The sequence below is a fragment of the Streptomyces mesophilus genome (genome assembly GCF_011044995.1).
Taxonomy (GTDB): Bacteria; Actinomycetota; Actinomycetes; order Streptomycetales; family Streptomycetaceae; genus Streptomyces; species Streptomyces mesophilus.
In genome coordinates this window covers 17,525-30,507 of record NZ_JAAKZW010000017.1, presented here as the reverse complement: position 1 = coordinate 30,507, position 12,983 = coordinate 17,525, and the positions used below count along the sequence as shown (strand labels likewise).

Here is a 12,983-nt window from a genome sequence, read left to right as displayed (position 1 = left end):
GTCACACCGCGCGCGACCTCACGAGGCCGGGCGCCTCAGGACGCGAAGGGGCGGGCCGGCCAGGGGGCCTCGGCGGGACGCAGGGCGTCGAGGCCGTCACCGGCTTGTGCGGCGACGAGCGACAGCACGCCCACGACCAGGCAGGTGTTGTGCAGCTCGCCGGCCAGGACGCCGCGCACCAGCTCCTCCAGAGGCACCCGCTTGATCTCCATGTCCGCCTCTTCCTCGGACACTTCGAAGCGCCGGCCCTCGGCCTCGGAGAGATCGCGTGCGAGGAACACACGTACGGCTTCGTCGCTGCCGCCGGGCGTCGTGTACACGTCGGTGAGCACCCGCCAGTCCTCGGCCTTGACGTGCGCCTCCTCGTACAGCTCGCGCTGTGCGGCGTGCAGCGGGTTCTCGCCGGGGACGTCCAGGAGTCCGGCCGGGATCTCCCAGAGCTTGTGGCGCACGGGGTGGCGGTACTGGCGGATCACCAGGACGCGGCCCAGGTCGTCGAGGGCGAGCACGGCCACGGAGCCGGGGTGCACCTGGTAGTCACGGCGTGCGACCGTCCCGTCGGGCATGACCACGTCGTCGGTGCGGACGCTGGTCTTGTTGCCGGTGAAGGGCGTCGTGGTGGCCGTGATCTGCCATTCCTCGGCAGTGTCCTTGATCGACATGTTGTACGTCCTCCCACGAGCCCACATGCAGAAACCGGGGTACGCGCCTCTAAAGGCCCGTACCCCGGCAACCGTATCGCCTGGAGATTACTTACCGGTCTTGCGCTCCACCGCGGCCTTCACCAGGCCCGCGAACAGCGGGTGCGGACGCGTCGGACGCGACCGCAGCTCGGGGTGCGCCTGGGTCGCGACCAGGTAGGGGTGGATCTCGCGCGGGTACTCGACGTACTCGACGAGCTTGTTGTCCGGGGACGTGCCGGAGAACTGGATGCCGGCCTTCTTCTCGAGGTCCGCGCGGTAGGCGTTGTTGACCTCGTAGCGGTGGCGGTGGCGCTCCTCGACGTACTCCTTGCCGTCGTACACCTCGCGCACGATCGAGCCCTCGGCCAGCTTCGCCGGGTACATGCCCAGGCGCATGGTGCCGCCCATGTCGCCCTCACCGGCGACGATGTCGAGCTGCTCGGCCATCGTGGAGATGACCGGGTGGGCGGTGGACGAGTCGAACTCGGTGGAGTTGGCGTCCGGGATGTCGGCCAGGTTGCGCGCGGCCTCGATCACGATGCACTGCAGGCCGAGGCAGAGGCCGAGCAGCGGGATCTTGTTCTCACGGGCGTACGTGATGGCGCCGACCTTGCCGTTCACACCACGGTCGCCGAAGCCGCCCGGGATGCAGATCGCGTCGACGTCACCGAGCTGCTTGGCCGCGCCCGCCGGGGTCTTGCAGTCGTCCGAGGTGACCCACTTGATCTTCACGCGGGCCTTGTTGGCGAAACCGCCCGCGCGCAGCGCCTCGGTGACCGAGAGGTAGGCGTCGGGCAGGTCGATGTACTTGCCGACCAGGGCGATGGTGATCTCGTGGTTCGGGTTGTGCACCCGGTCCAGGAGGTCGTCCCACTGGGTCCAGTTCACATCGCGGAACGGGAGGTCCAGCTTGCGGACGACGTACGCGTCCAGGCCCTCGGTGTGCAGGACCTTCGGGATGTCGTAGATCGACTTGGCGTCGATGGCGGCGACCACCGCGGCCTCGTCGACGTCGCACATCAGCGAGATCTTGCGCTTGATGGACATCGGGACGTCACGGTCGGCACGAAGGACGATCGCGTCCGGCTGGATACCGATGTTGCGCAGCGCGGCGACGCTGTGCTGGGTCGGCTTGGTCTTCAGCTCGCCGGAGGGGCCGATGTAGGGCAGCAGCGAGATGTGCACGACGAAGACGTTGTCGCGGCCGACCTCGTGGCGGACCTGGCGGACGGTCTCCAGGAACGGCAGCGACTCGATGTCGCCGACCGTGCCGCCGACCTCCGTGATGACCACGTCGACGTCGTCGGTGGCCATGCGGCGGATGCGGTGCTTGATCTCGTTGGTGATGTGCGGGATGACCTGCACGGTGTCACCGAGGTACTCGCCGCGGCGCTCCTTGGCGATGACGGTGTTGTAGACCTGGCCGGTGGTGACGTTGGCCGAGCCGTCGAGGTCGACGTCGAGGAAGCGCTCGTAGTGGCCGATGTCCAGGTCGGTCTCGGCGCCGTCGTTGGTGACGAACACCTCGCCGTGCTGGAACGGGTTCATCGTGCCGGGGTCGACGTTGAGGTACGGGTCGAGCTTCTGCATCGTGACCCGAAGGCCGCGGGCCTTCAGCAGCGCACCCAGGCTCGAGGCCGTCAGGCCCTTGCCGAGGGAGGAGGCGACACCCCCGGTGACGAAGATGTGCTTGGTCGTCGTGGCTTTGGGCGGCATGGCCAAGAGGGGGCTCCCGTGGTCGCGAAGTGGGGTGCGTGCCGGCTTTTCCTGGTCTCTCCTGTGAGAAGGAGGGGAGGCGCCGTCGCTGCGGTCGGGGGTTTTTTGACCACCGGTCCACGGGCTACCAGGGTATCAGCGACACGGGGGGCATGCTTCCGGCCACCCGGGAGCCACACCGGACGACCACATTCCGTGGCCGTGGGTTGACGCCGCGTACCCGACAATGCGCACGTCACAAAGTCATCACTCGTTCAGCCGAACCGCTTTGCCCGCGGCCCCGTCCAGATCATTAGGGTGCGCGTATCCTGCTCGGAATACGCTGCGAGCCGGCCGGCACAAGGCACCACCCCGCCGCCCCGGACCCAAGTGCTCGTCAACGACCCTTGACTGCAATGCAAGCGCCCCGAGGGGGCGGAAGTGGCCGTTCGACTGGAGATTGCACGTGGCCGGGCGCATCGAGGATTACGCACTCATCGGGGACATGCAGACCGCGGCGCTGGTCTGCCGAGACGGCTCGCTTGACTGGCTGTGTCTGCCCCGTTTCGACTCGCACGCGGTCTTCGCGGGCCTGCTCGGGACCGAGGACCACGGCTTTTGGCGCCTGGGTCCCGCACACGGCTCCGACGACAAACCCCCGCCGGCCGACCGGCGTTGTTACCGCGGCGACTCGCTCATCCTGGAATCCGAGTGGGACACCCCGCGCGGCACGGTCAGGGTGACCGACTTCATGCCGCCGCGTGACGGCGCACCCCAGCTCATCCGGATCGTCGAGGGCGTCACCGGCCGGGTGCCGATGCGCTCCGCGCTGCGGATGCGTTTCTCGTACGGGCGGATCACGCCCTGGGTGCACAAGGTGGACGGGCGGACGGTGGCGGTCGCCGGGCCCGACTCCGTATGGCTGGACACTCCGGCGGAGACGTACGGGAAGAACCTGACGACGTACTCGGACTTCACCGTCGGCCCCGGTGACCGGATCGCGTTCACGATCAGCTGGGAGCCCTCGCACAAGGAGCCGCCGCCGCTGTCGGAGCCCGAGGCCGCGCTCGAGGCGACCAGCGAGTTCTGGCGTGAATGGGTCGAGCACTGTACGTATCACGGGCCTTACCGCGAGGCCGTGGTCCGTTCGCTGATCACGCTCAAGGCGCTCACGTACGCGCCGACCGGCGGGATCGTGGCCGCGCCGACCACGTCGCTGCCCGAGGACATCGGTGGCAGCCGCAACTGGGACTACCGCTTCACCTGGCTGCGCGACGCCGCGATCACGCTCTCCTCGCTGCTTCGCACCGGCTACCGCGAGGAGGCCCGCGCCTGGCGCGAGTGGCTGCTTCGCGCGGTGGCGGGCGATCCGGAGAACCTGCAGATCATGTACGGGATCGCGGGTGAACGGGAGCTCGGCGAGAGCGAGTTGGACTGGCTGCCGGGTTACGAGAACTCCGGGCCGGTACGGGTCGGCAACGGCGCGGCGCATCAACTGCAGCTCGATGTGTACGGCGAGGTCACCGAGGCGCTGCACCTGGCGCACATGACCGGGCTCGCGCGCAACGACTACGCCTCGCTGCTCCAGCTCAAGCTGATCCGCTATCTGGAGACGCACTGGGACCAGCCCGACGAGGGCATCTGGGAAGTCCGCGGCCCACGGCGGCACTTCGTGCACTCCAAGGTGATGGCTTGGGTCGCCGTCGACCGCACGATCAAGCTGATCGAGTCCGGGGACGCGGACGGCCCGCTGGAGAGGTGGCGCGAAATGCGCGACGACATCCACCGGGACGTCTGCGAGAAGGGCTACGACCCGGAGCGGAACACGTTCACGCAGTCGTACGGCTCGAAGGAGCTGGACGCTTCCCTGCTGCTCATCCCGCAGGTGGGCTTTCTGCCGCCGGACGACAAGCGCGTGGTCGGCACCATCGAGGCGATCCAGCGCGAACTGTCCACCGAGGACGGCTTCGTCCTGCGCTACCCGACCTCCGGGGACGACGCGGGCGTGGACGGTCTCGAGGGCGACGAAGGGGCGTTCCTCGCCTGCTCGTTCTGGCTGGCCGACGATCTCGCGATGATCGGCCGGGTCGACGAGGCGCGCGAACTCTTCGAGAAGCTGCTCTCGCTCCGCAATGACCTGGGGCTGCTCGCCGAGGAGTGGGATCCGCGGCTGCAGCGCCAAGTGGGCAACTTCCCGCAGGCGTTCAGCCATGTGCCCCTGATCGACACGGCCCTGCGGCTCACGGCCTCGGGGGCGTACGGGGGGTAGTCCCTTTCCCGGGTTCCCGGGAATTTTCCCGAGTGCCGGGAACCTTTCGGGCGATGCGTCCCTCCTGGCCTGCCGACGCGGAATCGACAGCGATCCGCGCGCAGGCGAGAGGGACGCATCGTGGTTTCTACGACGGGATCCACTCCGGAGCACGGCACGGCGGTGTCCGGCCGGCCCATGCCGTACGACGAAGGGGCCGTGCACCACTGGGTGACCGTGCCCGGCGCCCGGCTGCACATAGCGGAGTACGGCAGCGGTTCGCCGCTTCTGCTGCTGCACGGTTTTCCGCAGCACTGGTACGGCTGGCGCAAGGTGACGGCGCGACTGGCCGCCCAGCACCGGCTGATCGTGCCGGATCTGCGGGGCTTCGGGTGGTCGGAGCAGCCGAAGCGCGGATACGACGCGGACGGATTGGCCGGGGACATGATCGCGCTGCTCGACGCTCTCGGTCTGGAGCGGGTGGGGCTCGTGGGGCACAGCTGGGGCGCGCATGTCGGTTTCCGGTTGTGCCTGCGGGCGCCGGAGCGGTTCACGGGCTACCTGGCGCTCAACATGACGCATCCGTGGCCCAGGCACCGTGCCGTGGTGCCGAATCTGTGGCGGATGTGGTTCACCGAGTTCATCGAGTACCCCGTGCTCGGCCGTCTCGTGCTGCGGCACTGGCCCGGCTTCACGCGCTTTCTGCTGCGCCGGCAGGTGGGCGACGCGTCGGTCTGGGAGCCGGGCGAGCTGCGGGAGTTCGCGGCCGCGGCCGGTGTGAGTGCCCATGCCGGCCAGGCGATGTTCTGGCAGTACGTGCTGCGGGACGTGCCCCGGCTGATGAAGGGCTCCTGGCGCCACCACCGCCTGACCGTGCCCACCGTGCTGCTCGGCGGCGCGCAGGATCCGGTGATCGCGCCGTCTCTGCTTGCCGGCGGGGAGAGCAGGTCGGACGATCTGACGGTGCGGGTCGTGCCCGGGGCCGGGCATCACCTGCCGCAGGAGCGCCCGGAGGAGGTCGCCGAGGCCGCGAGGAAGCTGTTCTCCAGGGGCTAGTTGGCTCTCAACCGGGCTCGCTGCTCGACGGTGCGCAGGAAGGCCCGTCCGCGCCGCCGTCCGAGCAGGGGCGCGTACATCCGCTGGACGGGGCGCAGGGCGGACGGGCGCGTGGCGCCGAGTACGGCGAAGCGGGTGCCGTCCCCCTCGCGTACGGCGGCCATACCGCCCACGATCAGGCCGGACTGCATCAGGCACCAGCCCGGCGAAAGCCGCACCTCGAAGGCGTCCCGGGTGCCGAGCGGGCCCACCGCGACCGCTGTGCCGCGCTCGGTGTCGCCCGGCTCCAGCCGGAACTCCCGCAGCAGCGGGACGAGATGCGGAAGTTCACCGGCCAGGTCCGAGGCGACCGCCCACACCTGCTCGTACGGCAGGGCGATCAACTCCTCGGCGTACAGGGCGGCGCCGAGCCCCGCGGCCATGACGCGCAGCCGCGCCACCGGATCAGTGCTCATGCCGCTCCCCTTGCCGCGTGGGCTCCGTCCACGACCTGCGGAACAGTGAACGCGCCCGGTGCAGACGGGACTTGACCGTGCCGGGGGCCACGCCCAGGAGCCGGGCGGCGCTGCGCTCGTCGAGGCCTTCGAGCTCCCGCAGCACCAGCACGGCGCGGTAGTGCACCGGCAGGCGGGACAGTACGTCGCGGACGTCGGCCGACAGTTCCGTGTCGCCGTCCGTCCGCAGCCCGCCGAGCCGGACCAGTTCGTCCGGCTCGGCGGGCCGCTCGACCGCGGTGCGGCGGGCGACCCGTACCGCCTCGCGCACGGTGAGGGTGCGCACCCAGCCGTAGAACGCCCGCGGATCGCGCAGCCCGCGAAGCGCCTTGAACACGGCCATGAGCGATTCCTGTACGGCGTCCGCGGTGTCGAGCGGGGCGATCGGGCGGCACAGTCGGGTGACATACGGCGTGACCTGGGTCAGCAGGTCGTCCATGGCCAGGGCGTCGCCCTGCTGCGCGGCCCGCACGAGGGCGGCCGTCGTCTCCCACAGGGCGCTGTCCGTGCCGTCCTCGGCTGGTCCGTCCCACGCGTCGGCCACCCGTCCCCCCAGCTTCGCAGGGAGCCTACAGCTTCCCGATCACCTCCCTGGCGGCGCGCTCGCCTTCGGTCGCGCCGCCCTCCATGAAGCCCTGGAAGTCGTAGCTGCAGTGCTCGCCGCCGATGTGGATGTTGCCTTGCGGGGTGCCCTCGTAGCCGGCGTAGCGCTGCAGATAGCCCACGGGCCAGTAGGAGTAGGCGCCTTGGGCGTGCGGGTTGCGGTGCCAGGCGGAGAGCTGGGCCTTGCCGGTCCACTTGGCCGAGGTGCCGGGGAAGAAGGCGTCGATGCCCTTCAGTCGCCTTGTCGCCAAGTCCCTGACGTAGCGGTCGGATTCGGTGGCGAAGGGCGTGGCCGGGCTCAGCGAGCTCGCGAGGGAGCCGCTGCCGTACTGGATCAGGATGCCGCCCGTACCGGACTGGATCTTCGTGGTGTCCCAGGTCTGCTGGACGTCGCTGTCCGTGAAGCAGTCGCCCGCGGAGACTCCGGGCCAGGGGCCCGTGCCGCGCCAAGGGCGGGAGCTGAACTGCATGTTGAGCTTGGTGCAGTGGCCCATGCGGGCGTCGCGCAGCAGGTTCGTCATACGAGGGTCGAAGCCCGCCTTGGTGAGGTCGAGCTGCTTGAGGACGGGCAGTGGGACGCACAGGATCGTGTGATCCGAGGTGACCGTGCGGGTCGCGCCGGCCTCCGTGAACGTGAGGGTCTGGGTGCCGTCGGCGTTCGCGCGCACGGCGTTCAGGGACCAGCCCGGCCGGATCGTGCCGTCGGGCAGGGAGTCCGCGATGGCGTGCGGGAGTTGATCGTTTCCGCCGGCGATGTGGTAGCGCTCGTTGGACAGGCCCCAGATGTTGAAGTTCCCGGGGTTCGGCTGGTAGCCCATGAGCAGGACGAGGGCGAGGGCCGACTGGGCGGTGGTGTCGGCTCCGTATTCGACGTTGTAGGCGACGTCGAAGAAGCGGCCGAGCGGCGAGGCATGGCCGCCGGGGACACGGGAGTCGATCCATTCGTGAATCGACATGTTGTCCAGGGCGGTGCCGGTCGGTGTCGTCTGGTTCCAGAACACCTCGCCGGAGTCCTGGAGGTCGCGGTGGAGGGCCTGGTAGACGGCGTTGAAGTCCCGTTCCGCCTCCTCGCGCGGGTAGTACGCGCCGTTGAACCAGAGGACTTCCTCGGCTCCGTTCGGGCCGCCCCCGAGGAAGTCCTCGGTGGGCAGGCCGAAGCGGCGGCACAGTTCCAGCATCTTCTTGTGGCTGGTGTCGATCAGCTCTCCGCCGATCTCGGAGGTCTGGCCGTACGCCCAGTGGTCGCGCTGGGTCCAGATCCGGCCGCCGACCCGGCTCGGATTCGCCTCGTACACCGTGCAGTTGAGGCCCGCGTCGCGCAGGGTCAGGGCAGCGGTCAGGCCCGCGATGCCGGCGCCGACGACGGCGATACGAGGGGTGGCGGCCGTGGCGGCGCGGACGGGCGCCGCCGAGGCTGTGGCCTGCCCGGCCACGGTGACACCGAGGCCGAGCGCCGCGGCCCGCTTGAGCAGGCCGCGACGGTCCGTGCCTCGTACGTCGGCGACCGGCATGCGGAGCTGTGCGGCTGCCCGGTGCCGGGCGGCGAGCTGGTGCAGGGCGTGCAGGGGCTGCGTACGAGGCATGGGTGCTCTCCTCAGACCTTGGCCGTGGCGGCGGGGGCGGGTTCACTGTCGCGCTCGGCCGCGTCCTCGAGGACGACGCGGCCGATGATCTCGTAGCGGGCGGGCCGCTTGGCCTTCAGATAGAAGCCGAGGGCCAGGCCGCCGAAGAAGACGAGGCCGACGACCCAGGGAATGGCCTTGAAGAAGACCGAGTCGGCGGCGAGGCCCGCGGCTGTCTCCATGTTGATCACCAGGAGGACCACGACCGCGATCATGCCGATGCCGCCGAGCAGGGGTGCGGTGAAGGTCTTGAACCAGTGCCGGTCCTCGGGGTGGTTCTTGCGGAAGTAGCCGATGACCGCGAACGAGCACAGGGTCTGCACGATCAGGATCGCCATGGTGCCGAGGATCGCGAGCAGGGTGTACAGGTGGATGTACGGGTCCTGGTCGGTGAGCCAGAAGGCACCCACCAGGACGACGGCGATGGCCGACTGGACGTACGAGGCGATGTGCGGCGAGCCGTGCTTGGCGTGCGTACGGCCGAGTGCCGGGTGCAGGAAGCCCTCGCGGCCGATCGCGTAGAGGTAGCGCGAGGCGCACTGGTGGAAGGCCATGCCGCAGGCGAACGAGCCGGTGATCAGGAGCCATTGGAAGGTGTCGACGGCCCAGCCGCCGATGAAGGAGTTCGCCGGGGCGAAGAACAGGTCGAGCGGGCTCGCGGAGGAGGAGATCTTCACCGAGCCGGCCAGGCCGTTGCCGGCGATCGTCATCCACGAGACGTAGATGTAGAAGAGGCCGACGCCGATCACGGAGATCAGGGTGGCGCGCGGGATGACCTTCTTCGGGTTGCGGGACTCCTCGCCGTACATGGCGGTCGATTCGAAGCCGACCCACGACCAGAAGGCGAAGAACAGGCCGAGGCCCGCCGACGCTCCGGTGAAGGCGTTCTTCGGGTTGATCGGCTCGACCGGGATGCCGTCCGGGCCGCCGCCGCCCAGCAGCACCGCCGTGGCCACGGCGAACAGGACGGCGATCTCGGCGAGCAGCATCACACCGAGCGCCTTCGCGGTCAGGTTGATGTCGAAGTGCGCGAGGATCCCGGTGACCGCGAGCATCGCGGCCGCGTAGAGGATCCAGGGCAGATCCCAGCCGAGCTGGTCGAGCACCGTCGTCTTCGTGAAGTACGCGAAGACGCCGACGATCGAGGCCTCGAAGACCACGTACGCGAGGACCGCGAGCATGCCGGACGCCATGCCCGCGATCCGGCCGAGGCCGTGCGAGATGTAGCCGTAGAAGGCGCCGGCGGCGGTGATCCGCTTGGCCATGGCGACATAGCCGACCGAGAAGACCGTGAGGACGAGCGTGGCGAAGAGATAGCCGGCGGGTGCGCCGGTGCCGTTGCCGAAGCCGACGGCGATGGGCAGGTTTCCGGTCATCGCGGTGATCGGTGCGGCGGTGGCGACGGCCATGAAGACGACGCCGATCAGGCCGACGGAGTTCGCCTTGAGGCGGTGGACCTCGCGCTGCGGTGCGCCGGTACCTGCGGAGGGAGCTGCGCCGGTACCCGCTGAGGAATCTGTCATGACCGCGCAGCTTGGCCCGGAGTGACGCAGGCCACAACAGACATCAAGTCATGCAATCGGCCTGTGGGGGCGACGAGTTGTCGCCTCAGGGGGCGCTGAGGGCGCTGCTGTGACCGGCCGGTGATGTTCCGGAAACGCGGCCGCAGGTAGCGTCCGGAATATGAACATCCAGGGGGTCCCCAACGGCGGCGGGATCACGGTCCAGCGGGCACTCGAACTGCCCGGACTGCGCAGCGGGCTGCCCGAGGTCGTCGTCGGCGCGGAGCGGCTGCAGCGCACGGTGCGCTGGGTGCACGCGGGCGAGGTGCCCAATATCGCCTCGCTGCTCAAGGGCGGCGAGCTGCTCCTGACCACGGGGCTCGGCCTCGGTACGCGCCCGGCCGAGCAGCGCGCCTTCGTGCGCAAGCTGGCCGAGCGGCAGATCGCGGCGCTCGTGGTGGAACTCGGCCCGCGGTTCGCCCGGTTGCCCGCGGCGATCGTGGAGACCGCGCGCTCGGCGGGACTTCCCCTCGTACAGCTGCATCGCGAGGTGCCGTTCGTGACGGTCACCGAGGAGGTGCACACGGAGATCGTCAACGGGCACTACGCACTGCTCCAGCAGGCCGAGGAGGTGCACCGGCGCTGTACGCAGGCGCTGCTCGGCGGGGGCGGTGTGCCGCAGGTCCTGTCGATCCTGGCGGAGTTCACGGCCAACCCGGTGTTCCTGGAGACCGCCGACGGACAGCTTCTGTACGCGGCCGGGCCGGGCGCCGCCGGGGTGGATCCGCTGCAGGTCTGGGAGGGCCTGCGGGGACGGTCGCGGGAGTCGGAACCGCCGGCGAACGCGGTGCTCGTGGACGTGCCCGGGTCCGGCGGGGCCTCCGGAGGGAGCACTTCCGGTGCCGTACGGGCCCGTATCGCGCTCCTCGCGGTGAGCACGCCCCTGCTGCCGGTGCACCGGATCGCCGCCGAGCGAGCGGCCGGGATCCTGGCGGTCGTACTGATGCAGGCGCGTCAGGAGGAGGAGCTCGCGGCCCGGGGGCGCGGTGACTTCCTGACCGATCTCGCCGAAGGCCGTATCGCGGCCGGGGACGCACCCGGGCAGGCCCGGGTCCTCGGGTTCAAGCCGGGTGAAGGACCGCTGCTTCCGGTGGTGATGCGGCTGCCGGACGACACGGTCACCTTCGCGCCGGGAGGCGGCTGGGCGGTGCTGGCCCGTGCGGTCTCGGAGGAGCTGGCGGCGGTGGGGGTGCCGGTACTGGTGGGCGTACGTCCGGTGGAGGGCCGGGTTCCGCTGCTGCTCGGGCTGCGTTCGGAGTCCGAGCGCACGGCGGTGGCCGACCGGGTGGCCGCCGCGCTGCGGGCCGGTGTCGAGCGTGCGGGGATGCACTCGGCGGGCCGTGCGCCGGTGGTCGTCGTCGGTGTCGCGGGCGGCTGGATGGCGGCGTCGGCGGGTCTGCGGCACGCCGCCGAGACGGCGACGGCCGCGCAGGGGCTGTCGGACCGGCCCTGGTACGACGCCCGGCGGCTCGACACGGAACTGCTGCTCTGGCGGCTGCGCGAGCATCCGGATCTCGCCGCGTTCGTGGAGCGGGCGATCGGGCCGTTGCAGGAGCACGACGCCCGCTCGAAGGCGCCGCTGCTTCCGACGCTCGAGACCTATCTGACGCATGCGGGGCGCAAGGCGGAGACGGCGCGCGAGCTGCATCTGAACCGGCAGACGCTGTACAACCGGCTGGCCCGGATCGCGGAGTTGCTGGGGACGGATCTGGACGATCCCCAGACGGTGCTCGCGCTCAGTCTGGCGCTGCGGGCGCGGAGGCTGGTGAAGCACGGCCCGTCCGGCGTGTGAGGCGGTCGCGGGCACCCACCGCGGCACCGTGTGAGCGCGTCAACGCCCCAAGGGCTGGGTCAACTCGTCGTACACGCTGAGGATCTGCGCCACCGTCTCGTCCTCCGTCGGCCACGTCGCCGCCTGGGCGAGCCCTTCCGCCCGCAGCCACGCCCGGCGGCCGGGCTGCGCGAGCAGTCCTTCGACCGCGGTCGCCAGCGCCCGTGCGTCGCCGTACGGGACGAGTTCGGCGGCGTCGCCCACCAGTTCCGGCACTCCCCCGACGGCCGTCGCGACCAGCGGTACGCCGGCGTGCAGGGCCTCGTGGGCGAGCACGGAACGCGACTCCCAGCGGCTGGGCAGCAGGGCCACATCGGCGGCGGTGAGCAGTTCGGGTACGTCCTCACGGCGGCCGACCAGGCGTACGGGAAGCCCTTCGGTGTCGATCCGCCGCTGCAGCGCACCGCGTTCGGGCCCTTCGCCCGCCACGACGAGCAGCGGCACCGGATCGAGGCTCAGCCAGCTCCGGGCCGCGTCGAGCAGCGTCCCGTAACCCCGGTGCGGCTCCAGGGAGCCGACCGCGAGTAGCAACGGGCGTTCCACGGCGCCCAGTTCGGCCCGTGCCTGGTGCTTGAGCCGGTCCGGATCGTCATGCCCGGGCGCCGCCGGCCGGCGCGGCGCGGGGAACGCGATCGGCGCGAGCCGCGCGTCGCGTGCGCCCCGGCTGCGCGCCCGGTCGACCAGATCGGACGAGGTGCCGAGCACGACGGCCGACGCCTTGGCCACCCGCCGCTCGATCATGCGCAGCAGATGGGCGCGCGCGCCTTCCGCGTACGCCCGCGTATGCCAGGTCACGACCAGGGGCGTACGCGGGGCGGTGCCGGGCTTGCCTTGCTTGCCGGGCTTTGTGCGCGCGAGCGAGGACCGTACGGCCGCGTGCAGCCCATGGGCGTGGACCAGATCGGCCTCGGCGCAGGCGGCCCGCAGCGCGGCCACGGATACCGGGTCGGCGCGCCGCGGCACGGGCACGAACCGTGCGCCCGATGCGGTGAATCCATACCGTTCGTCCAGCTCGGCCGGTGCGCACACCGTGACCCGTACACCCCGGGCGACGAGTCCCCCGGTGAGCGACCTGACGTGCACGGAGCTTCCCGCACTGCCGCCGCCGAGCACTTGCACGGTACGCAGCGGGGTCCTGCCCTGCGACGGCTGGCTGCTCAGGTGGCTCACTCGCCTTGTGCTCCTGAAT

General features: G+C 70.6%; 10 protein-coding genes. 3 read left to right on the top strand and 7 right to left on the bottom strand.

Features of this window, described 5'->3' with window-relative positions:
* Positions 1-35: 35 nt before the first annotated feature.
* Both G6045_RS08015 and G6045_RS08010 read right to left on the bottom strand, forming a co-directional pair.
* Positions 36-662 carry an NUDIX domain-containing protein gene (locus tag G6045_RS08015; RefSeq protein ID WP_165331135.1) on the bottom strand — a complete coding sequence of 209 codons (627 nt, stop codon included), beginning with the start codon at positions 660-662 and terminating at the stop codon, positions 36-38.
* Between the two features lie 87 nt (positions 663-749).
* Positions 750-2,399, bottom strand: a complete 1,650-nt coding sequence (locus G6045_RS08010; RefSeq protein ID WP_165331134.1) for a CTP synthase — start codon at positions 2,397-2,399, stop codon at positions 750-752.
* 445 nt (positions 2,400-2,844) lie between these two features.
* On the opposite strand from G6045_RS08010, the gene G6045_RS08005 reads away from it, so the two are divergent.
* A complete protein-coding gene (locus G6045_RS08005; protein WP_165331133.1) occupies positions 2,845-4,647 on the top strand; it encodes a glycoside hydrolase family 15 protein in 1,803 nt (600 codons plus the stop codon).
* A gap of 120 nt (positions 4,648-4,767) precedes the next feature.
* Entirely contained in the window at positions 4,768-5,682 is a 915-nt protein-coding gene (locus G6045_RS08000; protein ID WP_165331132.1) for an alpha/beta fold hydrolase, read from the top strand.
* Here G6045_RS08000 and G6045_RS07995 read toward each other — a convergent pair.
* The 4 genes from G6045_RS07995 to G6045_RS07980 are packed head-to-tail and all read right to left on the bottom strand — an operon-like array spanning position 5,679 to position 9,924.
* Positions 5,679-6,137, bottom strand: a complete 459-nt coding sequence (locus tag G6045_RS07995) for a hypothetical protein (RefSeq protein ID WP_165331131.1) — start codon at positions 6,135-6,137, stop codon at positions 5,679-5,681. The two genes, G6045_RS08000 and G6045_RS07995, sit on opposite strands and share 4 nt — an antisense overlap.
* Positions 6,127-6,720, bottom strand: a complete 594-nt coding sequence (locus G6045_RS07990; RefSeq protein ID WP_328707696.1) for an RNA polymerase sigma factor — start codon at positions 6,718-6,720, stop codon at positions 6,127-6,129. Before G6045_RS07990 ends, G6045_RS07995 begins: the two co-directional genes overlap by 11 nt.
* A gap of 25 nt (positions 6,721-6,745) precedes the next feature.
* The gene (locus tag G6045_RS07985; RefSeq protein ID WP_165331130.1) at positions 6,746-8,362 is read right to left on the bottom strand and encodes a flavin monoamine oxidase family protein; all 1,617 of its coding nucleotides are present in this window, start codon (positions 8,360-8,362) and stop codon (positions 6,746-6,748) included.
* Positions 8,363-8,373: 11 nt separating this feature from the next.
* Positions 8,374-9,924 carry an APC family permease gene (locus G6045_RS07980; RefSeq protein ID WP_408056311.1) on the bottom strand — a complete coding sequence of 517 codons (1,551 nt, stop codon included), beginning with the start codon at positions 9,922-9,924 and terminating at the stop codon, positions 8,374-8,376.
* A gap of 160 nt (positions 9,925-10,084) precedes the next feature.
* Here G6045_RS07980 and G6045_RS07975 point away from each other — a divergent pair, with 160 nt between their 5' ends.
* The gene (locus G6045_RS07975) at positions 10,085-11,755 is read left to right on the top strand and encodes a PucR family transcriptional regulator (RefSeq protein WP_165331129.1); all 1,671 of its coding nucleotides are present in this window, start codon (positions 10,085-10,087) and stop codon (positions 11,753-11,755) included.
* A 39-nt stretch (positions 11,756-11,794) separates the two neighbouring features.
* Here G6045_RS07975 and G6045_RS07970 read toward each other — a convergent pair whose 3' ends face one another.
* Entirely contained in the window at positions 11,795-12,964 is a 1,170-nt protein-coding gene (locus tag G6045_RS07970) for a glycosyltransferase family 4 protein (protein WP_165331128.1), read from the bottom strand.
* Positions 12,965-12,983 lie beyond the last annotated feature (19 nt).